The 22,394-nt window shown below is 44.8% G+C and carries 18 protein-coding genes; 4 read left to right on the plus strand and 14 right to left on the minus strand.

All coding sequences use genetic code 11. The features are described from left to right. Together Xsto_RS00490 and Xsto_RS00495 are read right to left on the minus strand one after the other, a co-directional pair. Positions 1-6,012, minus strand: coding sequence for a type I polyketide synthase (locus Xsto_RS00490; protein WP_099123790.1), 6,012 nt, complete (start codon positions 6,010-6,012; stop codon positions 1-3). A 187-nt stretch (positions 6,013-6,199) separates the two neighbouring features. Continuing rightward, positions 6,200-7,198, minus strand: a complete 999-nt coding sequence (locus Xsto_RS00495; protein ID WP_099123759.1) for a DUF6347 domain-containing protein — start codon at positions 7,196-7,198, stop codon at positions 6,200-6,202. A 540-nt stretch (positions 7,199-7,738) separates the two neighbouring features. Here Xsto_RS00495 and Xsto_RS00500 point away from each other — a divergent pair. Next, positions 7,739-7,933: a hypothetical protein gene (locus Xsto_RS00500; RefSeq protein WP_099123760.1), complete on the plus strand. Its 195-nt coding sequence runs from the start codon at positions 7,739-7,741 to the stop codon at positions 7,931-7,933. A gap of 19 nt (positions 7,934-7,952) precedes the next feature. Here the strand turns inward: Xsto_RS00500 and yfcD are convergent, their stop codons facing one another. Then, positions 7,953-8,471 (minus strand): NUDIX hydrolase YfcD, encoded by a 519-nt coding sequence (yfcD, locus tag Xsto_RS00505; RefSeq protein ID WP_099108422.1) that lies wholly within the window; start codon positions 8,469-8,471, stop codon positions 7,953-7,955. A gap of 126 nt (positions 8,472-8,597) precedes the next feature. Between yfcD and Xsto_RS00510 the strand changes: the two genes are divergently transcribed. Both Xsto_RS00510 and Xsto_RS00515 read left to right on the plus strand, forming a co-directional pair. Next, entirely contained in the window at positions 8,598-9,215 is a 618-nt protein-coding gene (locus Xsto_RS00510; RefSeq protein WP_099108423.1) for a glutathione binding-like protein, read from the plus strand. A gap of 362 nt (positions 9,216-9,577) precedes the next feature. Further along, on the plus strand, positions 9,578-10,492 hold the full coding sequence (locus Xsto_RS00515; RefSeq protein WP_099108424.1) for a TIGR01777 family oxidoreductase: 915 nt from the start codon (positions 9,578-9,580) through the stop codon (positions 10,490-10,492). A 26-nt stretch (positions 10,493-10,518) separates the two neighbouring features. Here Xsto_RS00515 and Xsto_RS00520 read toward each other — a convergent pair whose 3' ends face one another. The 11 genes from Xsto_RS00520 to Xsto_RS00570 all read right to left on the minus strand — a co-directional run bounded on the left by Xsto_RS00520 (position 10,519) and on the right by Xsto_RS00570 (position 21,232). Then, positions 10,519-11,103, minus strand: a complete 585-nt coding sequence (locus tag Xsto_RS00520) for a UbiX family flavin prenyltransferase (protein ID WP_099108425.1) — start codon at positions 11,101-11,103, stop codon at positions 10,519-10,521. A 45-nt stretch (positions 11,104-11,148) separates the two neighbouring features. Continuing rightward, positions 11,149-12,666 (minus strand): amidophosphoribosyltransferase, encoded by a 1,518-nt coding sequence (gene purF / locus Xsto_RS00525; RefSeq protein ID WP_099108426.1) that lies wholly within the window; start codon positions 12,664-12,666, stop codon positions 11,149-11,151. Between the two features lie 32 nt (positions 12,667-12,698). Next, positions 12,699-13,187 (minus strand): colicin V production protein, encoded by a 489-nt coding sequence (gene cvpA, locus Xsto_RS00530; RefSeq protein ID WP_099108427.1) that lies wholly within the window; start codon positions 13,185-13,187, stop codon positions 12,699-12,701. A 201-nt stretch (positions 13,188-13,388) separates the two neighbouring features. Beyond that, positions 13,389-14,081: a cell division protein DedD gene (gene dedD / locus Xsto_RS00535; RefSeq protein WP_099108428.1), complete on the minus strand. Its 693-nt coding sequence runs from the start codon at positions 14,079-14,081 to the stop codon at positions 13,389-13,391. After that, on the minus strand, positions 14,071-15,369 hold the full coding sequence (gene folC, locus Xsto_RS00540; RefSeq protein WP_099123761.1) for a bifunctional tetrahydrofolate synthase/dihydrofolate synthase: 1,299 nt from the start codon (positions 15,367-15,369) through the stop codon (positions 14,071-14,073). The genes dedD and folC overlap by 11 nt, the downstream gene beginning before the upstream one ends. Next, entirely contained in the window at positions 15,362-16,306 is a 945-nt protein-coding gene (accD, locus tag Xsto_RS00545) for an acetyl-CoA carboxylase, carboxyltransferase subunit beta (protein ID WP_099108430.1), read from the minus strand. The genes folC and accD overlap by 8 nt, the downstream gene beginning before the upstream one ends. A 157-nt stretch (positions 16,307-16,463) precedes the next feature. Further along, entirely contained in the window at positions 16,464-17,153 is a 690-nt protein-coding gene (locus Xsto_RS00550; protein ID WP_422646185.1) for a DedA family protein, read from the minus strand. 75 nt (positions 17,154-17,228) lie between these two features. After that, positions 17,229-18,074, minus strand: coding sequence for a tRNA pseudouridine(38-40) synthase TruA (truA, locus tag Xsto_RS00555; RefSeq protein WP_099123762.1), 846 nt, complete (start codon positions 18,072-18,074; stop codon positions 17,229-17,231). After that, entirely contained in the window at positions 18,074-19,084 is a 1,011-nt protein-coding gene (locus Xsto_RS00560; RefSeq protein WP_099108432.1) for an aspartate-semialdehyde dehydrogenase, read from the minus strand. The genes truA and Xsto_RS00560 overlap by 1 nt, the downstream gene beginning before the upstream one ends. A gap of 113 nt (positions 19,085-19,197) precedes the next feature. Beyond that, positions 19,198-20,325: a 4-phosphoerythronate dehydrogenase PdxB gene (pdxB, locus tag Xsto_RS00565; RefSeq protein ID WP_099123763.1), complete on the minus strand. Its 1,128-nt coding sequence runs from the start codon at positions 20,323-20,325 to the stop codon at positions 19,198-19,200. A 145-nt stretch (positions 20,326-20,470) separates the two neighbouring features. Further along, positions 20,471-21,232, minus strand: coding sequence for an AraC family transcriptional regulator (locus Xsto_RS00570; protein ID WP_099108434.1), 762 nt, complete (start codon positions 21,230-21,232; stop codon positions 20,471-20,473). 160 nt (positions 21,233-21,392) lie between these two features. Between Xsto_RS00570 and Xsto_RS00575 the strand changes: the two genes are divergently transcribed. Next, positions 21,393-22,301 carry a DMT family transporter gene (locus Xsto_RS00575; RefSeq protein ID WP_099108476.1) on the plus strand — a complete coding sequence of 303 codons (909 nt, stop codon included), beginning with the start codon at positions 21,393-21,395 and terminating at the stop codon, positions 22,299-22,301. The last annotated feature ends 93 nt before the right edge of the window (positions 22,302-22,394 follow it).

Consider the following 22,394-nt stretch of genomic DNA (forward strand, 5'->3'; position numbering starts at 1 on the left):
TCATGGTGTCATTTTTTTCGGGGCCATATACATTCTTCCACCAATAGTAATCTGGCGTGTGCGGGAGTCGCAGAACTCACGGACAAAACGCTGTATTCCTTCTTCAAGTGGGATAATCACCATGTTCTGAGCTTTATAGGCCCGCTTAAGCACATCGCTGACCATACCACCATCCCACGGCCCCCAGTTCACCGAACGAATTATCTGTTTGTTTTTGTTCCAAAATGGCAGGTAAGCAAATTTATTCAGTATTTCATTCGCCAGCGAGTAATCCGTCTGCCCAGCATTACCAAAAAATCCGGCAACGGATGAAAACAGGATGATATGGCGCAAAGATGTGCAATCTATTGCGCGACACACATTTTCAAGTCCCCTCACTTTGGCATGAAAAACTGAATGTAGATCGGCCAGCGTTTTCTTTTCGATCCGCTTATCCGCCAGATTACCGGCACCGTGAATCAACCCCGTTATCTGACCGAATTGCTGCTGTGCTTTCTCCAGTGCAGTTTTCACTTGTTCCGGCACAGTAATATCACAATGCAGATATATCACCCGTGCCCCCGCCTGCCTGATCGCCTGTAATGTGGCATTAATCTCATCAATATGGATCAGGCGGCTTAGCATGTTATTCACTTTAACCGGTGTCGGCTGAATACCTTGTTCCTGAAGGTAATCAATGGCTGCGGCTTTACGTTCAGACAGGGTTGTTTTACCTGCTGACCATGCCGGCAGCGGTGCGGTAATATCAGTACGCCCGAGCAGGATAAACGCCGCCTGACTCTGTTTTGCCAGTTCAGTAATACAGTGTGCAGTTATGCCACGGGCACCTCCGGTGACAACCAGAACATCGCGGGTGCTGACCTGCATCTCGGGCGTCACTGATAGTACTTTTTCTTCCTTCAGTGCTAATGTCATGCGTTCATTATTCATGCCACGCCCGATTTCGCCCATCTCAGTCCGGCTATCCTGAAGTTCTTCCATCACTATTTTTGCCACATCACTGTCTTTGATTCTGGTATCAATGTCTACTGTCCGGCAGAAAACATTAGCCCATTCAATGTTCAGCGATTTTGTCAGCCCGGTGATACCCGCAGAAACGACAGGTAAGTACTCACGGCCGGAGGTCATCAGTTCACCATCCCCCCGCATAATCACCATGAAATACCCCGATCTTTTCCCATCACCGGTAAGACTCCCCTGCAGGCGTTTAGCCAGCAGAAAAGTTGTCTCAACTGAACGATAATCCTGCTCACTGAATACATCAGTCAGCCCCTTAACTTGCTGTTTGACCGCCTGCAAATAGATAACGCCGTCAATAGGGCCATGTTGCTGTTCAATATCTGTCAGGGCGGCATCCAGGAGCGATTCATCGTTCATTGACGCCTGATCCCGCCTCAGTGACATAATGACGACCCTCTGGCCCTGCGTTTTCAGTGACTCAGCAATACTATTCATACAAGTATTCGCACAAGTATTCGCACAGGTCGAACCGGCTGTTTCTTCATCGACGATCAGCCAGCATTTCGGGGATGCAAAAACATCCTGCAAACGCTCCGGCATCGGCAATGCCTGTTTCACCACGGCAAAACGCGAAACAGGCGAGGCCGCAAAAGGAGCTTTTTCAGTTTCTTTGTTCGGTGCTTCTTTATTCAATACAGTGTGATGATTCAGTACAGGCTGAACCGCAGAGGTCTCTATCCGTTGCGATTCAGCCAACTGCTTTTTTACATTGGCACTCGCAGATGATGTCGTTGATGTAACGAATCCCAGGGAACGTAATTTATCTGATTTCTCGCCTCTGTCCGTCACCATTTCTTTCATTTCTTTCTGCTGTTTTTCAGCAGGATGGTTTTCTGTCAGTGATGGAGATTGCGCTGATCCCGAACCATTCCCCCTGCTGTATAAGGCATTAATCGCTTCATCGACCATCTCCCTGAAGAAGCTACTCATTCTGGCGATAGTACTCAGTGAATCGACTTCGAAGTTTTCCAAGTCTTTATTTCTTGATGTTTCACCGTACAACTCCAGATTTGCCGAGAAGGCATCAAACATTGCGCCAAAAATTTCCAGCCGTTTGATGGAGTCGATCCCCAAATCAGCTTCCAGATCCATTTCCGGGCTGATCATATCTTGCGGATAACCCGTTCTTTCACTGACGATATTCGCCAGTTGGCTGATAATGTTTTCTTCGGTGATCTGATCAAGACGCTTGACCAGCTTTTCTATTTCCGGAGTGAGTTTCTGTGTTTTTACTTTGATTTCAACCGGCTCCTGCTCTGGTTTAACAGGCTCATTGGCAGGTTCGGAAGCAGCCATCGATATCATCGGCGCAACCGGCATTTCCTCGGTTTCAGGCATTTCCGGCACGACTGGGCGTACAGCTACAATCTCTTCCATTTTTTCTGCTGAATGGATGTTTGTCACTGCTGTCGAAATTGGTTCCACAGGTTTAACCGGAGCAGAGTATTCCACAGCAGGCGTTGTCACATGGCTCACCGATGGTGATGACTTAGGCGAGGATGGCATAGACGATAATGACATAGCAGAAGTTACCTGTCCGGACTGGAACAGACTCTGCTGAGTCATGAAATAACGCTCGTGGTTGGTATGATACAGTTCAAGATTTTTATCCAACAATTGAACACTCTGACTCAGGCTGGAGAGCATCACAGGCAGATTCTGATGATCCCGGCAGGTTTCCATCAAACTGTATTGTTTTTCCAATAACATACTCAGCAACTGAATATATTCTTTCTGATTTGTCTGGAATTGCTGATGTAGTTGGCTCATCACTTGCTGGGCCTGCAACAGTTCATTTAGTGTGTCGGCATTCAGGCTTTCACTTATTTTATTATTCTGTTCCATAGGGTTATCTCGTTTTTGAATAATTGTCAGTACGTTCTGTCGGATAAATTCGGCTGAAACGGGCTGGTTATGCTCTACCATTTTTTCGGTTTCAATCTCGGTTTCAATCTCGCTTTTAAGATCACTTTCAGCGATAACTTCGACTCTACTTTCAACTTCATAAACAGGGGGACTTTCAATTTCTGCCTGTACAGGCAAAGATCCTGCGATAAACCGCTCAACAACAGCATGGTCGCCAACACGTAAGGCGTGCTGACGCCGGGCTTTATTTTTCTCAGACAAGAAGAAACCGCCACTTAATCTGAATGTCAGACGCCTGTTCTTTTCTTCTTCCACAGGCTGAATACGGACATACCGGTTGATATCCCGCAGTTTTACACCTTCTGCCAATAACCGGGCCTGAACACGGGCTAGCTGTAATCTCTCCTCCCCTTTATCGGTGGGGTTAGTTGAAATCACAGTGTGCTCCCGATTTTTCAGAATATCGGATACGAGTTTGCCCAGAACACCTTTTGGCCCAAACTCAACAAATAAACGCCCTCCTTGTTGGTAAATTGCTTCTATGGTCTGGCGGAATTGGACGGGTTTTATCAGCTGCTCTGCCAGTAATTCTTTGATCAACTGAGGTGAGCGGCTATAAGGTTCTGCCGTTGCACTGGAAAATAACTGGCACTCCGGTGACTGAAAGTTAATATCCGCCAGATATTCACGATAAGGCTGATAAGCGGGCTGGATAAACCGGGTATGGAAAGCGGCAGATACCGGCAGAATACGGCAATGAATGCCTTGTTTTTTCAATTCATTATGCAGCTGATTAATCTGAGCAGTATCTCCTCCGAAGACGACCTGCTGTTCAGAGTTATCATTGGCAATAATAACGCCTGTATAACGGTGGAGTATTTCTCCACGCCGGTCATGGGGTAATGATGCCGCCAGCATCGCACCGGCATCAGAACCTGTGCCACAAAGCTGATGCGCTGATGCGGCGGCTCTGCCTCTGGCAAGGGAAACCCGATGAAAATCTTTATCGGAAAGAACGCCCGCTGCCCAAAGTGCCGTTACCTCACCATAGCTGTGACCAGCCACAAAATCAGGCCTGAATCCCATATTTCCCAATATATTGAAATAACCTGCACTGACTGCACCCAATGCAGGCTGAGCATTAGCGGTATCTGTCAGCCGCTGCTGCTGTCCGGCATATTCTTCATCTGAGAAAGCCGGAACAGGGTAAATGATCGGGGATAATTCGTGACCTGATTCACTGACGGCAACATCATCCAGTACTTCCAGTACCTGACGCATTTCAGGGTAATCATTAGCAATATCCCGCGCCATATTGACATATTGCGAACCCTGACCCGGAAACAGGGCAACGATTCTGCCATCCAGCATTTTTCCTTCAGGCTGATAATAGATCCCGTGAGGGTGCTCCCAGCCTTCTGTGCTGTTTTTCTTTAATTGCCTGATCGCAGTAGAAAGCAGTTCCACCGTTTGTTCTAGCGACTGAGAAACGAACAGTATTCTGGCCTGATGCCGCTGTAAATTATCAATATCCTGTTGTTCAAGATGCCGGCGGATGGCATTTTCCGCTGAATCACGGGTAAAGAGGGATAATGTGGCTTCACACTGCGTAAGTAATTCAGCAGGGTTTTCCCCTTTAAGCAGCACAACCCAGGGGGATTCATTCAGCCGATAACGGCCATTTGCCTGTTTCTCATATTCTTCCAGAATGGCATGAAAGTTAGTTCCGCCGAAACCAAATGCGCTCAGTGCCGCCCGGCGGGGCGCATTTCTGACTGAACGTAGCCACGGTCTGGATTCACTGTTGACATAGAACGGACTGCTTTCCGACATTAGCAAATCTGTCGGTTTTTCCACATTAATTGTTGGTGGTAATACCTTATGGTGTAATGCCAGTGCCACTTTGATCATAGAAGCAGCGCCAGCGGCGCAACGGGTATGACCAATTTGGGATTTGATACTGCCGATTGCCACCGATTTCGGCGGAAGCTGAAATTCCCCAAAGACTGCGTGCAAACTCTTGAGTTCAGTATCATCGCCGGAGGCTGTGCCGGTGCCATGTGCTTCAACGAGCTGAATATCAGCCGGCATAATACCTGCACTGGCATAAGCCCGTTTCAGTGCTTTTACCTGCCCTTCCAGACGGGGTGCAAAAATACTCTTTGCACGGCCATCACTAGAGGCTTCAACGGATTTGATGACTGCATAGATTTTGTCGCCATCCAGTTCTGCATCTTCAAGGCGTTTCAGCACCAGCATTCCCACACCATCCCCCAGCATCATGCCATCAGCACTCTGATCGAAGGGGCGGGATACGTTATTTCTCGATAAGGCGGGGGTTTTACTGAAACACAGGAAAGAAAAAATGGAGTTTTCCAGATTGACGCCGCCCGTCAAGACAGCATCACAGCTACCGGAATGTAATTCCCCGATAGCGGCCTTGATTGCGGCAAGACTGCTGGCACAAGCGGCATCCACCATATAGGATGTCCCGCCAAGATCAAAATAACTGGCGATCCTGCCGCAAGCCACATTCCCCAAAAATCCCGGAAAACTGTCTTCGTTCCATTCCAGATACATTCCGTGTGCACGTTCAATAATTTCATCCGCGACTTCTTCGGAAAGACCTGCCTTTGTCATGATTTCACGCAAATAAGGTGCCTGTTGGCGGGCAGCCAGCGAAAATGATGTATTGCCGTTTCCACCACCGCCTAAAATCACACCAATACGATCACGGTCAGTTTTACTGTTTTGCTGATCCAGCAAGCCAGCATCCTGCATTGCCTGTTTAGCCACATACAAGGCAAATAACTGAGCAGTACTGAGTGAATCGAGAATTGCAGGAGGAATTTTGAATTCTACCGGATCAAAATCAATCGCAGGCACAAAGCCAGCTCGATGACCATAAGTTTTATCAGTAGCTGTCGGGTCTGGATGGTAAAAGTCTTCTTTTTTCCAATATTCTTCTTTTGACATCTCCGTGATATCGATCAGAGAATCCTTTTTGCCTATGATGTTTTCCCAGAATTGATATAAATTCGGGGCATCAGGGAAATGAGTTGCCATCCCGACAATCGCAATATCTCCATTAATTTTTCTGTCATGCAAAAAATATGTCCTGGACATACATCCCTCGCGTTCTGAATAAAGCAATCCCGTATCCAGCGCATATTTCATGCACTGTATTGAGTGTTTTCACTGCTATCAGGAACACCATTCTCAATCTATTGAGTATATTTTCGAATATGTATTCAAATACCCGCAGCCAAAATAGATTAGCAAGATATTCTGACAAAAATATTAATTAAACTTTTTAGGATAACGTTTTTGATCTTCCTCTTAATAACCCCGCTAATGAACCCGCTACAGCAGCTGCTGCGCCGGCAATTGTTTCAATAACTATGATTTGTATCAGAGAAAAATGCTCAATCGATAAAAACTTAGACGCAATAAAAATTAATGTTATGACAGCACCACTGAAGATATGAATGAGAAAATACATTGAGTATTCATCAAGCTTATCATCTTTTTCAAAATGTAATAAATTTGCTTTGATATCGAGGATAGCTTGTTTTTGTGTTACATAAGCTATCCATAGAGAAATAATATAAGATGTTCCGCCTGCACTGAAGGCTACCATTGAAACGGTAATTACATCGGTAAAATTACCACTTTCGGCACGAAAATAACCATATGCTAATAAACCTGCAATCGCAGCACCAATAATTGCCCAAGGTAAAAAATAACTAAATATTATATGAGAATCACTGTCTTCTTTTTTTACTTCACCTTTTTTAGCGGAGAATAGTTGGCCATACAGTTCAATAGTGTAATGTTTAAGTCTGGATACAATGAAACAACTTGAAAGTGAAATCAATAAAAAACTACCAATTAATGCTAACCAAATATTTAATTGTGACGAAATAGAAATACTCTGTAATAAAAAACAAAATGGCAGGATCAGTATAATATAAAACATAAAGGCATAGAGGGTAATCAATCCCCATAAACGATAAACACTGCCATTCTTGTTTATCAGGACGCCTGACTTTTTAACATTATTTGATAGAGTCTTATGACTATATTTATCCGGAGCAGATTTGACATTATCAAATATAATCTCAAAAGAAACTGTAACAATCGAAACTAAAGGATAAATGATAAGATAAACACTGGCCGAAGGCGCTTCTCCCTGTAAACCACACAGGAAAAAATAAATTCCGCCAATAATGGTGACATCAATAAAGGTACGCACAATGGCATTGTAAAAATCGGCCATTGTCAGATTTTTTTCGTGATTCAATGAAGCCATAACATTCCCCTAATGAATCCAACCTAAAAGACGAAGCCTATATTAAGTATATTTATTATTTTGTTCATTATAAATTTTATAACGTTTGTCGCTATAAAGATAAACGACTAACGTTTTACGTAACAGGGTATTGGTATACCTTTAATCCATTGTTGTTTCAATTTAAAAAATTACTTTAATCTAAGTAAAATCAAAAGTTATTCTTTAAAAACAAACAAATAACACCATTTCGACACAAAAAAAGATTAATTAATATGTGATAGATAAAAAATATCAGGAGGAGATGGTAAATAAAACATGACTTAATGAATGGAAATAAAAAACATCTGGCTTTCTCGCTAAACTGTTAAAGGAAAGATTAAAAGATATAGATAAAACCTGAGAAAAAACATTATCAGATAAAACCATGAGTTATAATTCAGCATTTAAAATAAGATTTTTTGTTTATCAAATATGATCCTTAGGGCTTTCTGATGATATTGACTTTCTATATAAAAACGGAACAGCTATTCTTCTGTTGTCACATTTCTTGCGGGCAGTATGCCGTTTTGGAATGGTTTTAATATAATTGGTCACTTTGAAGGTTTTGGAAAAGGCACAACAGACGGAGAAAGTGCTGGTACAGAGTTACTGGGAATAATATGTTGCACTCCTGCCGGTATTCAGCGGGAGTTGACATCAGATTTTGCTAACCAGAATGAAGCGTTATGGCTCCATTCTGGTTATAGGCAATGAAAAGGGAATATTTATTGGATCAGGATAGATCTTTATTACGTGACAGCCACAGAGAAAGAGCTTTCAAAGAATCTGGCGTAAATTCATCACATCGGGCGGTAATTTCTTCAGGTGATAACCAGTAAACCGCAGAAACCTCTTCTTCCTGTAATGCGAATGGCCCGCGGCTGACACAACTGAACAAGCCTCCCCATATACGGCAAATGTCTTCTTCGTAATAGAAGATGCCATGTTCAGCAAAAGGAATTCCCGCAATTCCCAGTTCTTCCTCTGCTTCACGACGGGCTGATTCAAGCAGATGCTCTCCCATCGTTACTACTCCACCAGCAGTTGCATCCAGTTTGCCGGGGTAAAAATCTTTTGTTTCTGTACGGTGCTGAACCAGAATTTTCCCCATGCCATCATGTACAACGATATAAGTTGCCCGATGCCTCAGGTTTTGATTACGCATTTGCTCACGGGTTGCCTGCGCGATGACTTCATTTTCTTCATTGACAATATCAACCCACTCAATATCTACTGATTTTTCTTGAGTCATCTTCAAACCTTTACTAAATAATATATATGCCGACTTTTGCTTCGGTGGAATTTTACAGCCAAACAGGAACAATGGTAATGTAATAAATCTAACATTAATCCTAACGTTATTATTACTAGAGGTTATATGATAGACCTATACTATGCTCCTACGCCTAATGGCCATAAAATTGCGCTGTTTCTTGAAGAGGTGGGCCTCCCTTATACGATTTATCCAATCGATATAAGCGCCAATGAACAGTTCACTCCAGAGTTTCTCGCCATTTCACCCAATAATAAAATTCCTGCTATTGTCGACCATCAACCTGCCGACGGAGGAGAACCTTTATCGCTCTTCGAATCAGGTGCTATTTTGCTCTATTTGGCCGAAAAAACCGGAAAACTATTGAGCCAGAATGAACGGGAACGTATCCGGCAGTTGCAATGGCTATTCTGGCAGGTTGGAGGATTCGGCCCGATGCTCGGGCAAAATCATCACTTTAACCGCTATGCGCCTGAAGTTGTTCCCTACGCAATAAATCGCTATGTAACAGAAACTCAACGGCTATACAAAGTACTGAATACCCAGCTGGAAAAAACACCTTTTCTCGGCGGCAATGAATACAGTATCGCGGATATTGCCACTTATCCGTGGGCGCATAGCTATGAATATCAAAAAATTAATTTGCAGGATTATCCCGCTGTAGAAAAATGGTTAGAAAAAATCAGCCAGCGTCCTGCTACGCAGGCCGTCTACAATAAGTAAGCTCTCCAAACTGATTTTTTGCTAGCTGCACTTCCCCCGGTAACATCACTTACGCTATCGGGGGCTAATGAAAGGCAGAAGCCTTTCACCTAAGACCAGCCTTTGGCTGGTCAAATTTGTTCCCAACAAACTTGTCGCTTCTTTGTCGCTGTGAAGTTGCCCGAAATATACCGGGCCTAATTATTTATCCACGTGAATTTTTCATCTGAAAACTTGATGCCGATAGCAGATAACAGCATATCTCGCTGCTGCATACATCATCCCTTGCTATAGTTACTTTACGTTTTTCAGGATACCGCCTAGTTGGTGTGCCTGAGAGATCCCTGATATACCCGATTTTGCTTTGTTCACAAGGAGTGGTTATGCATATTTTAGTTACAGGGGGAACTGGACTGATAGGCCGACGGTTAGTCTATCAATTACTTTCACTCTCCCACTCCATCACTGTTCTGAGCCGGTCTCCACAAAAAGTTTATTCTTTATTCAGTGATCAGGTGGAATGCTGGACAACATTGAATGACCGAAACACTCTGGATGGCTTTGATGCAGTTATCAATCTTGCCGGTGAGCCTATCGTAGATAAGCGATGGACACCAAAACAAAAAGATAAACTCTGCCAGAGCCGCTGGGAACTGACCGAAAAATTAAGTGCACTGATAAAAGCAGGTGAGTCTCCTCCTTCTGTTTTTATTTCCGGTTCAGCCGTCGGCTATTATGGCGATCAAGGGCAGTCCGTTGTATCAGAAGATGAGCCTCCCCATGATGAGTTTTCCCACCAACTCTGTGAACGCTGGGAAAAATTGGCCTTACAGGCTAACAGTGAAAAAACCCGGGTATGTTTGCTGAGGACAGGTATTGTGCTGGCAAGTCAGGGAGGTGCTCTTAGTAAAATGCTGCCTATGTTCCGTTTAGGGCTTGGGGGAGCTATAGGGGATGGTAGGCAATATATGCCGTGGATCCATATTGATGATATGGTCAATGGCATTTACTATCTGCTGATCTCTCCTGAGTTGGAGGGCCCTTTCAATATGACCGCGCCCTATCCTGTTCATAATGATCAGTTCAGCGCAATACTGGCAAAAGTACTGCATCGCCCTGCCGTATTCCGAATCCCTGCTTTTGTATTAAAAATAGTTATGGGAGAAGCCGCAGCATTGGTATTAGGCGGACAACAGGCGATACCGAAGCGGCTGGAAGAAGCCGGATTCGGCTTCCGCTATTTTGAATTAGAAGAAGCCCTAAAACATTTACTGACGGAAAACGTCAGGCAGTACTGAACGCTGACGTTTTAAATACTGATACGTTAAATATTGACAGGTTTTGCTCCCTGCCAGCGATTAAATAGATCTTCTGGCAGGTCGATATCAAACTGATCAAGCACACGGTTGACTGTCTGGTCGACAATATCCTGAACAGATTCAGGCCGATGATAAAATGCGGGTACTGGCGGCATAATTACTGCCCCTATTTCAGCGGCCTGAGTCATTAACCTTAAATGCCCCAAATGTAATGGTGTTTCTCTGACCCCCAGCACCAGTTTACGCCCCTCTTTCAAAACAACATCAGCAGCACGGGTGATTAGGCCATCCGTATAGCTATGCACAATGCCCGATAATGTTTTGATGGAACAAGGTAAGATCACCATCCCTGATGTCTTAAATGATCCCGAAGAGATAGAGGCGGCAATGTCACGGTTATCGTGTACCACATCAGCAAGGGACTGCACTTCACGCAAGGTGTAGTCTGTCTCCAGTGCCAGTGTTTGCCGGGCTGACTGGCTGATTATCAGATGTGTTTCAATGCCCTCTACAGGTTGTAAGACCTGTAGTAGCCGAATGCCATAAATCGCACCACTTGCCCCTGTCAGACCGACGATCAGTTTTTTCATGCGCTCCTCAGTAATACCGGAAATAACTCAATGATAGGAATGTTATTATCCTTCATTATAGATTTCCAGGCTCTCGATTTCGCTCTGTCCCTGTAATTTCATGGCATCATCTTTACGCAGGTTTTCCAGATAATCGAGATAAGTCTGATCAATATCTTTCGTGACATAGATACCGTCAAAAACTGAACATTCAAATTTTTCAATATCCGGGTTTTCTTCATGCATCGCCGTGATTAAATCAGAAAGATCCTGATATATCAGAGCATCAGCACCAATCAATTGGCGAATTTCATTAACTTCACGACCATGCGCTATCAATTCATTAGCATTTGGCATGTCTATCCCGTAGACATTCGGGAAGCGGACTTCAGGAGCAGCCGAAGCAAAATAGACTTTCTTAGCGCCAGCTTCCCGGGCCAGTTCCACAATTTGCTCCGAAGTTGTACCACGGACAATAGAATCATCCACCAGTAAAACGTTTTTGCCACGGAATTCAGCACGGTTGGCGTTCAGTTTACGCCGGACTGATTTTCGGCGTTCATGCTGGCCGGGCATAATGAAGGTACGCCCGACATAACGGTTTTTAACAAACCCCTGACGATAAGGTTTATCCAGAATATGGGCGATTTCCAGTGCTATATCACAGGAAGTTTCAGGAATAGGGATAACAACGTCTATTTGTAAATCTTCCCATTCACGAGCTATTTTTTCCCCTAATTTTCTTCCCATCCGTAACCGGGCGTTATAAACGGAAATTTTATCTATAAAGGAATCTGGTCGGGCAAGGTAAACAAATTCGAACAGACAGGGAGTTAATGAGGGGGTTTCTGCACACTGGCGAGTAAATAATTGCCCCTGTTCAGTAATATAAATAGCCTCACCTGAAGCGACATCCCGCAGGAACTCAAACCCTAAGGTATCCAGTGCCACACTTTCCGATGCCACCATATATTCACTGCGGCCATCTGCCAGTGTACGTTTCCCTAATACCAGAGGCCGAATCCCGTTCGGATCACGGAAAGCCACTAAACCATGCCCGATAATCATCGCGACACAGGCATAAGCTCCCCGGATTTTCCGGTGCATTGCCGCAATTGCCGCAAAAATATCATCAGGCTCTAATGGGAAATGCGGAAATTGAGTTAACTCATCAGCAAAAATATTCAGCAGGATTTCAGAATCAGACGTTGTGTTGACATGGCGACGGGCATTTTCAAACAGACTTTTTTTCAGTTCCGGTGCGTTTGTCAGATTGCCGTTATGTGCCAATGTGATACCAAAAGGTGAGTTCACATAAAAAGGCTGGGCTTCAGAAGCGCTGGAACTGCCCGCTGTCGGGTAACGGACATGCCCAATTCCGATTGTTCCTTGTAAACGTAACATGTGTTTTGTTTCAAACACATCTTTAACCAAACCATTGGCCTTACGTAAACGGAATTCATTGTTACCATCAATAGTCGCAATACCTGCTGCATCCTGTCCACGGTGCTGAAGCACCGTCAATGCATCATAAATCGACTGGTTAACCGATGTAAAACCAACGATACCAACAATACCGCACATGTAGTCTTTCCTCATCAGTCAGGCGGAGAAGGCTATTTCTCCGGTAGGAAACTCGACGCGTTTTGCAGGTAGTCAAAAAACCACCTGATAATTTGACTGAACTGAGGGATCAACTGCGACTGTTTCCAGTCCGCACTTTGGGGAAGCGGAGTAAATGAGTCTGCAATAAACAAAATGGCAGAAACGATTAATACACCACGCAACGCCCCGAAACAGATCCCCAGAACCCGATCAGTACCTGATAAGCCTGTTCGCTGAACAAGTGAACCAATCACATAATTTACTACTGCACCAACAATCAGTGTTGCAATGAATAAAATAGCAATCGCTACCCCATTGCGCACCAGCTCATCTCCAAGACGGGTAAAATAAACCGCCAGGTAAGTATAGAAGTGGCTTGCAACAAAGAAAGCACATCCCCAAGTGATCAGTGAAAGTGCCTCACGAACAAAGCCTCTAATCAGGCTGACCAGTGCAGAGAAACCAATAATGGCAATAATTGTATAATCTATCCAGACCATATTTTAATCCAAAACAGGCTCCCGACTTTCAGGTCGGGCGCATTCTAACAGAAAACGAAAACGTTTGCGTAGCAGATTTATCACTCTGCTATTAAAAATAATTTAAGGAACCGTTCATATCTGCCTGTACAAGCTATGTGCATTATGAAGGGTTCCAGATCTTTCACGGCGGGTTTTAGCCCAGCATGTAACAGCATGATGTTATGGCGTGTAATTTTTAATTTGCCCCTGTAAGCCGGTTAATTCTCTCAGTTCAGGCAAAATAGACCCCAAAGCCTGTTTTGATGCATTCGGCCCGACATAAATACGGGTTAACTGGCCTTGTACTGCTGAAGAAGGAACCGTATAGACCTGATGCCCTGAAAGACGTAGCCTAGCCACAATTTCATTCACTTTATCCGCATTTTTTAATGCCCCAAGCTGCACAACATAAGCAACGGCCTGCGGTGCCTGTTCAGCAGCACGGGGTTTCACTTCCGGCTGGCTTTCAGTGCGATTCTCTACCTTAACCTGCGGTTTGGTTTCTGTTTTAGGAACAACAGAAAGATCAGGTTTTACCTGTTCTCCGGTGTCTCTTGCCGTTGCTGCCGGTGGCTCAGATACTGATTCCGGGGCTGAAGAGTCGAAAAATGTATCCGTATCTTGCTGCGGCTCCTGAACTTGTGTCTGCATCGCCTCTGCAGCCCCTTCCGGAGGTGCAGACGGCATACTTTGTGTCAGTGGCGGAATCGAATCAATATTCTCTTCATCACCCGGCTTAGGCACTAATGGTATAGAAGCGAATTTTTCCTCATTGTATTTCTTATCGCCGTCCAGCAGCATCGGCAGCACGATGACACTCAGTGCCACAAGAACGATGGTTCCGACTAAGCGATTTTGAAATTTACTTGCCACGTCCCTTCATCTCCTCCAATGACTCCATAACATGAGCGACCGTATGGAAAGAACCACAGACCACGATAATATCCTGCTCTGATGCCTCTTCTATAGCCTGATGCCATGCCTGTTCAACGTCCGGGAATATCCGGGCATCAGGTAGGTGTTCAGCCAGCACAGCCGCTTCTGCACCACGAAATTCATGTAGTGATGCACAATACCATTCGTCAATTTGCCCGCTAAGACAGGCCAGCGTTCCCGCGATATCTTTATCCTGCAACATGCCGACAACACCCCGTACCTTACTGCCCGGTAAACGGGATAACTCCGCCAGTTTTTGTGCCAGATATCCGGCTGCATGGGGATTATGCGCCACATCCAGAATGATACGCAGCTTTTCTCCTATGATTTGAAAACGCCCCGGTAACTGGGCACGCTTCAAGCCATCATGAATAGCCTGTTCATTAATCACCTGACTGACTTTATCATTCTGCTGTAACAGACAATGAATGACGCCCAGTGCAGTTGCAGCATTAGCTAATGGCAGGTTAGGGAGCGGCAACGAGTTAAATTGTCGATCGACTGTGCGCCAGTGCCAGCTTGCTTTTTCTTGGGCAAAATCCCAGTCTTTACCTCGGCAGAATAATTTTGCTCCCAGTTCATCGGCAACATCAGCAATGGAATGAGGCATATCCGGCTCGCCAACGACAGCAAAGTGCCCATGACGGAAAATACCCGCTTTTTCGCGCCCGATATGTTCACGATCCGCGCCAAGCCAATCCGTATGATCCAGTGCAATGCTGGTAACAGCGGCAATATCTGCATCGACAATATTAGTGGCATCCAGACGACCACCCAGCCCTACTTCGAGGATCACAACGTCAAGATCAGCTTCTTTGAAGAGCTGCAATGCCGCCAGTGTTCCATATTCAAAATAGGTTAAGGAGATATCACCACGCTGAGATTCAATACCGGCAAATACACGGCAAAAATCCTGCTCTGTCGGTTCATTACCCTGAATACGTACCCGCTCGGTATAGCGCACCAGATGCGGGGAGCTGTAAACGCCGACTTTCAGGCCCGCAGCCAGAAAAATAGATTCAAGGGTATGACAGGTTGTGCCCTTACCATTGGTACCGGATACTGTAATGACTTTAGGGGCCGGATGTAATAAATCCAGTTTATCGGCAAGCGTACCGATACGCTCAAGCCCCATATCAATCGCTTTCGAGTGCAGGTTTCCAAGGTAGGAAAGCCACATCGTCAGTGACGATGTGGCTTGAGGAATTTGTAAAGTATCAGACATCTTCTTTATTAGGGTTGATGTTTATGTCAACTTCGACGTCAGCAGGTTCGGCAACAATTTCTGTTACTTCTTTTTTCGCGTCGGGATGTGGCTGATTAGTCAGCATGGCAAGCATACTGGCAATTCTTTCTCTCATTTCCGGACGGCGCATGATCATATCAATCGCACCTTTTTCCAACAGGAATTCACTGCGCTGGAAACCTTCCGGTAATTTCTCACGTACGGTCTGCTCGATAACCCGTGGGCCAGCAAAACCGATCAATGCCTTAGGCTCCGCAATATTGATGTCACCCAGCATACCCATACTTGCAGTCACACCACCAAACGTCGGGTTAGTCAGAACACAAATATAAGGTAAGCCACGATCCTGCATTTTCGCTAATGCAGCACTGGTTTTTGCCATCTGCATCAGTGACATCAGTGATTCCTGCATACGTGCTCCACCGCTGGAGACAAAACAGATAAACGGGCAGTTATCTTCCAGTGCCTGTTCAACGCCACGCACAAAACGAGCGCCGACAACCGAACCCATTGAACCGCCCATAAAGTTAAACTCAGATGCGCCCGCTACAACCGGCATATCATGTAACAAGCCTTTCATAACGACTAGGGCATCTTTTTCCTGAGTCTGCTTCTGAGCTGCTGCCAGGCGATCTTTATATTTTTTGATATCGCGGAATTTCAGGATATCTTTAGGCTCTAATTCGCTGCCTAACTCTGTTGTACTTCCCTCATCCAAAAATGACTGCAAACGCTGACGGGCAGAAATTTTCATATGGTGGTCACATCTTGGACACACTTCGAGGTTACGCTCTAATTCAGCGCGATAAAGCACCTGACTGCAACTGTCGCATTTAGTCCAAACTCCTTCAGGGATATTTGCCTTGCGAGTTTGCATGATTTTGCTTTTGTTTAGAATCTTTTCAATCCAGCTCATTAATGAACCTTTCCGTCTGATTCTGGCCTATAACGTGGGCTGCATTTCCTCGGTATAAGCCAGCTTTTGTTTTACGTGCCATTAAACCACAATGCTATAACAGAGTGGATAAAAAACTGCTCAAACCTGTTTGTCGCTATCTATCATTTAGTGACATCTAATTATTATCTGCCGCTTTTTTAGATGTCGCCCGGCGATGACGCCAGATTTCAATCACACCCGGCAGAATAGAAATAAATATGATTGCAACAATCAATAATTTCAGATTCTGTTGGATAATCGGCATGTCACCGAATAAATAACCGGCATAAGTGAACAATAATACCCATATCAATGCCCCAATAACATTATATGCAGCAAAATGTCGGTAAGACATTTTTCCCATCCCGGCAACGAATGGAGCAAATGTTCGGATGATTGGCACAAACCGCGCCAGAATTATCGCTTTTCCGCCATGTTTCTCATAAAACTGATGAGTTTTATCCAGATAGCTGCGACGGAAAATCCGGGAATTTGGATTATTGAACAGTTTCTCACCGAAGACACGACCAATAGTATAGTTTATAGCATCCCCGATAATTGCCGCGGCAATTATCAATGCAGCCATAATATGTACGTTAAGATCGTTAGAATCCAATGCCGACAGCGCTCCTGCTACAAATAACAGTGAGTCTCCCGGCAGGAACGGTGTAACCACCAGCCCCGTTTCACAAAATACGATTAAAAATAAGATCCCATATACCCAGTCACCATAATTGGCAACTAATTCAGCCAAGTGGGCATCAATATGTAAAATAAAATCAACAATGAACTTCGCGAAATCAATAAAATGAGTAAAAAACTCCATAATATTCCTCGTAGTATTCAAACATCCCTGCCGTCATTCGAAAAAATCAGCATTTATCAGTCAAAAACCAGTTCATCAGTCATAAACTAACTCATCAGCCAAAAACAAAGGCCCCATCACCGGCTCAGGCAACCCAAAATGAGCAGGATAATCCACCGCAACTAAATATAGCCCTTCAGCTTTAGCAGTTGCTGCTGCTTTTGTCCGATCTTTCAGTGCTAACAGCTCAGCCATCCATTGTACGCCCTGATTGCCACAGCCAATTTCAAGCAAGCTGCCGACAATATTACGTACCATATGATGGACAAACGCATTCGCCTTGATATCCACGACAACATAATGCCCGTGACGACTGACATTAATGTGCATCAGATTGCGCCAAGGCGAATTGGACTGGCACTGCACTGCCCTGAAAGACGTAAAATCATTCTCTCCTAACAGACATTGTGCTGCTTCATGCATCTTTCTCTCATCCAACGGATAATGAAAATGCGTGACTCCTTTCGCCAATACCGCAGGACGGTAACGATGGTTAAAGATAACGTACCGATACCGGCGTGCTGTTGCGCTGAAACGGGCATGAAACTCATCATCTACCGCTTTCACCCAACGCACCGCGATATCCGCAGGTAAATGGGTATTAACGCCCATTGTCCATGCAGCATCTTTACGCTGTGCCGAAGTTTCAAAATGCACAACCTGCCCCGTTGCATGGACACCCGCATCCGTTCTGCCTGCACAGAAAACAGCAATTGGCTCATTTGCAACTTTTGACAGCGCTTTTTCCAGACATGCCTGAACACTTCTGACTTCCTGCTGACGCTGCCAGCCATAATAGCGGCTGCCGTCGTATTCAATCCCCAGTGCAATTTTCACTTTTTTTGCTTCTGGCACAGACTGATTCAGTTCTGTATCAGACATCAGTAAAATTGCTCCTGCATCAGTTTTTCTGCGATTTCAACCGCCATCAATGCACCACCGAAGCGGATGTTATCGGCAACAGACCAGAACTGTAACATCTCCGGCATTCCGTAATCATTCCGCAGACAACCGATACTCAGCCCATCAGCACCTGATGCATCAGTGACCTGAGTCGGGTAATCACCCTCTTCTGAGACCTGAATTTCTTCAAGACGTTCAAATTCGTCACGCGCTTCTTCTACGCCAACCGGACGCAGTGTTTCTACACTGACCATCTGGGCAATACCGTAGAAAACAGAAGACTGAACACAGCTGACTGAAACAGGTAAACCTTCATCCTGTAATATTCTGCGAACCTGATCGACAATCCGACGCTCTTCACGCACTGTTCCTTCCACATCAGGCAGCAAAGGCAGTAAGTTGAATGCCAATTGTTTATTGAAACGCCCTTCATCTGGTGGAATACCATTCAATAAACGGGCACTTTGCCCCGCCAATTCGTCAATAGCGGCTTTACCATGAACAGAAACCGGCAGGATATTGGTCAGCTGTAAACGCGCGATACCCGCAGTATCAATTAAAGGTTTGATAGCCGTTAACACCTGACTGGTTGCACTATCTGCAACCGCAACAATATTACGGTTACGATACTCAGCCAGCGCATGCGGGTTTACTGTCGGCACAACCAATGGAACATCCGGTTCAGCGGCAAACAACCCGCTGCTATCAATCACCAGACAGCCCGCTTCTGTTGCCTGTGCAATATGTTGTGCTGTGACTTCCATACCCACAGCAAAAAATGCTAGCTGTACCTGTGACCAGTCAAATTCGGCAACATCGCGAACAGTAACGTTCTTACCGTTAAACCGCTTAATGCTACCGGCACTTTGTTCACTGGCAAGAAGATGCAGTTCACCAACCGGAAACTGGCGCTCCTGTAATAACGCCAATATCGCCTCACCTACTGCGCCCGTTGCACCCAACAGCGCAATATTCCAACCTTCTGACATGTTGGTTCTCTCCACTTCTCTTTTATTTTGCTGGCAGGCAGAGAATTCTGCCTGTTGTTAACTCAATACAGTTAATTCAATACGGTTAATTGAATTCCGCTAATCAAATGTTTTTAAATGACTTTAGCGTCAAATCCAATCTGGGATAGTAATTGAGCACTGCTTTCAGAATCACAATGCACTGTCAGGGAAGACCACTCACGGCGTTCCGGATAATTTTTCCGCAGCTGGTCAAAAGCACCGTTCTGCCCGGCTACCTGACGCAATGGTGCATCATCACGGCGCACATCATACACTAAATGCATCAGACGCTTCAGGATGCTTTGTGTCACTTCACCACGAACAGTGATATGGCTGAAATCAGACTCAGGCAGTAAGTCAGACAATGCGGTTTTTTGTGGCTTCCCTAAAAATTCACAATACGCTTCAAAAACCTGAGTTGTACCACGCGCCTTGCCTTCCAGAGTGTATCCCGCAATATGAGGTGTACCGATATCCACCCGCTCCAGCAAAGGTAATGAAAGGTTAGGTTCTGGTTCCCAGACATCAAGTACGACGCGCAATTTTTTTCCGTTTTGTAAAGCTGATAACAGTGCCTGATTATCAACCACTTCGCCACGGCTGGCATTAATTAAGATGCGATTATCCGGCAAGGCAGAAAGCAGTTCTGCATCGGCCAGATGATAAGTCTGATAAGGGCCTGATGTATTGAGCGGGGTATGGAATGTCAGAATATCTGCCTCTTTGACCAGTTTTTCCAAAGGCCAGAATTCACCTTCATCTCCCCGATCTGCCCGTGGCGGGTCGCACAACAGGGTTTTCACGCCCAGAGCGGCCAGTCGTGCTGCCAGACGCCCCCCGACATTACCAACACCGACAATACCGACAGTTTTATCTTTCAGCTGAAATTGATCCTGCTCTGCCAATATCATCAGCGCGGAGAAAACATACTCAACGACAGCAATTGCGTTACATCCGGGGGCAGCAGAAAAGCCGATCCCCGCCTGCTCTAACCACGGCTGATCAACATGATCCATGCCCGCAGTCGCTGTACCGACAAATTTTACAGCACTGCCTTTTAACAGGGACTCACTAACTTTAGTGACAGAACGCACCATAAAGGCATCTGCATGTTCCAAAACACCCTCAGGCACAGGGCGCCCCGGAATTGCCTGAACTTCTCCTAATTGTTTAAAGAGTTGTTCAGCATAAGGCATATTTTCATCGACTAAAATTTTCACTTTTCTTATCCAACGACTTAAGTGGGCGTGATCCGCTATTCTGCCATTTAATCGACGTAATGACTAATCTCCCTTTCTCTTTCTGATTGGCTCTTTATTAGAAATTTCCGCAGCCTCATGCACTCTGATTGGTGTTAATTTCAACTCACCCTTTCCTGAAACGCTCTGGTGTTGTTCCGGCAATTTGTTGAAACATGGCAATAAAAGCCGACGATGAGCTATAGCCAACATCAAATGCAACTTCATGAACGCTTTTTCCCTGTCCCAGTAAAGAAATTGCATGCAGAAAACGCAGACGCTGTCGCCACTCACTAAAAGACATTCCTAACTCTTGCTGACAGCGACGTGATAAGGTTCTTTCCGAGGTATAACGTTTCTTTGCCCATTCTACCAATGGCGTGTTATCAGCGGGATTATGCTCTAGTGCCTGTAAAATCGGCGCGAGAAGTTTATCTTTTGATGAAGGCAGGTAAGTATTCTGGCTTGGTGAAAGTTCCAACTGATCGATAAGGATCTGTGCCAGACGCTGATCTTTATTGGTCTGTGGCCGAATAACCTTACGGCTAAAGAAATCCTGCATAATGGCATTAAAAATAGAACTTAACCGGATAATACATGGATGAGAGGGCAAAGATTTGCTCAATTGCGGTGAAATATCGATTATCCAAAACCGCATTGTTTTCCGGTTATAACTCGAATGAACCCTATTTTTCGGGATCCAGATACAAAACTCCGGTGGAGCCAGAAAACGTTGTCCTTCCACAGTCATCTCCATAACGCCGCAGACAACATAAATCAATTGCCCGAATGGGTGGGAATGCAACATAAATTCAGTATCAGCATTCAGGGTTTCATCACGAAAAATGAGAGTGTTGGGCATATCCCAGTCCGGTAACTGAAACATCATTTGGTTAACTCCCTTTCAAAAAATTCATTTTTACTTCCAAAAACGGAGAAGAATTTATAAATTGTCCTGATTGCCTCATCAGTTGGCGGATTATCGATATATATAATAAATCGGTCACTGCTACACTAAGTGCACGATGTTCTACACACAATTAAATTCAATGAAAAATTTATTATTTCCCCTTATTGCTGTCCTGATTTGGTCAGCTAATGCGGTAGTCAGTAAATCCGCAGCAACCTCAATTGAACCCGGCGCTATCGCTTTCTATCGCTGGTTTGTCGCGTTTTTGATTTTGACGCCTTTTATTTTACTGCCGGTACTAAAACAGTGGAAAACAATCATCCCACACTGGTGGAAATTATTGATTCTGGGTTTTCTTGGTATGGTTCTTAATCAAAGCCTGATTTACTATGCCGCCCATACTGTCAGTGCAACACTGATTGGGATCTTAACCTCATTAATTCCGTTGCTGACGATCATACTCAGTATATTTGTTCTACGGATCACACCGACCGTTGGAATTATACTCGGAAGTGCTTTATCACTATTTGGGCTGATATGGCTAGTGGGTAAAGGTGAACCGTCTACTTTGCTGGAGAACGGATTAGGGATCGGAGACGTAATGATGTTTATTGCATCAGCCGCTTACGCTCTGTACGGCGTCCTGACCAAACGTTGGGCAATTCCATTACCCAACTGGCAGGCACTTTATATACAGATCGGGTTTGGTGTGCTGTTACTTTCGCCCAACTTCATGATGACAGAAGATGTCCAGCTAACCAGTGATAATATCCCTCTTGTACTGTTTGCGGGTATTCCGGCTTCAATTATTGCACCTTATGTGTGGATACAGGGAGTTAGCCGACTGGGTGCAAATATGACATCGATATTTATGAATCTGGCTCCGGTCTTTACTGCCATTATTGCGATTGTAGTGCTTCATGAGAAGATGTATAGCTACCACCTTATCGGAGGAGGTATTGTGTTAGCTGGTGTGATGATAGCTCAACAATTACGTACTCCAATTAACAGTTATAAAAAACAAACTGAAAAAAGTATCAAAAGTTAATCATCAGCAATTTTAAATAACTTTATCACCAGTTATCGCCCAACAGTACCATTGGGCGATAACTGCAAAAACAGATCGTAATAACTCTCCACC

The sequence above is a fragment of the Xenorhabdus stockiae genome, assembly GCF_002632825.1.
GTDB lineage: Bacteria > Pseudomonadota > Gammaproteobacteria > Enterobacterales > Enterobacteriaceae > Xenorhabdus > Xenorhabdus stockiae.

What these genes read in the sequence shown, in the direction of transcription:
- Xsto_RS00490 (WP_099123790.1), bottom strand. Translation starts at nt 6,012, where the DNA reads ATGTCCAGGACATATTTTTTGCATGACAGAAAAATTAATGGAGATATT.
- Xsto_RS00495 (WP_099123759.1), bottom strand. Translation starts at nt 7,198, where the DNA reads ATGGCTTCATTGAATCACGAAAAAAATCTGACAATGGCCGATTTTTAC.
- Xsto_RS00500 (WP_099123760.1), top strand. Translation starts at nt 7,739, where the DNA reads ATGCCGTTTTGGAATGGTTTTAATATAATTGGTCACTTTGAAGGTTTT.
- yfcD (WP_099108422.1), bottom strand. Translation starts at nt 8,471, where the DNA reads ATGACTCAAGAAAAATCAGTAGATATTGAGTGGGTTGATATTGTCAAT.
- Xsto_RS00510 (WP_099108423.1), top strand. Translation starts at nt 8,598, where the DNA reads ATGATAGACCTATACTATGCTCCTACGCCTAATGGCCATAAAATTGCG.
- Xsto_RS00515 (WP_099108424.1), top strand. Translation starts at nt 9,578, where the DNA reads ATGCATATTTTAGTTACAGGGGGAACTGGACTGATAGGCCGACGGTTA.
- Xsto_RS00520 (WP_099108425.1), bottom strand. Translation starts at nt 11,103, where the DNA reads ATGAAAAAACTGATCGTCGGTCTGACAGGGGCAAGTGGTGCGATTTAT.
- purF (WP_099108426.1), bottom strand. Translation starts at nt 12,666, where the DNA reads ATGTGCGGTATTGTTGGTATCGTTGGTTTTACATCGGTTAACCAGTCG.
- cvpA (WP_099108427.1), bottom strand. Translation starts at nt 13,187, where the DNA reads ATGGTCTGGATAGATTATACAATTATTGCCATTATTGGTTTCTCTGCA.
- folC (WP_099123761.1), bottom strand. Translation starts at nt 15,369, where the DNA reads ATGTCTGATACTTTACAAATTCCTCAAGCCACATCGTCACTGACGATG.
- accD (WP_099108430.1), bottom strand. Translation starts at nt 16,306, where the DNA reads ATGAGCTGGATTGAAAAGATTCTAAACAAAAGCAAAATCATGCAAACT.
- Xsto_RS00550 (WP_422646185.1), bottom strand. Translation starts at nt 17,153, where the DNA reads ATGGAGTTTTTTACTCATTTTATTGATTTCGCGAAGTTCATTGTTGAT.
- truA (WP_099123762.1), bottom strand. Translation starts at nt 18,074, where the DNA reads ATGTCTGATACAGAACTGAATCAGTCTGTGCCAGAAGCAAAAAAAGTG.
- Xsto_RS00560 (WP_099108432.1), bottom strand. Translation starts at nt 19,084, where the DNA reads ATGTCAGAAGGTTGGAATATTGCGCTGTTGGGTGCAACGGGCGCAGTA.
- Xsto_RS00570 (WP_099108434.1), bottom strand. Translation starts at nt 21,232, where the DNA reads ATGATGTTTCAGTTACCGGACTGGGATATGCCCAACACTCTCATTTTT.
- Xsto_RS00575 (WP_099108476.1), top strand. Translation starts at nt 21,393, where the DNA reads ATGAAAAATTTATTATTTCCCCTTATTGCTGTCCTGATTTGGTCAGCT.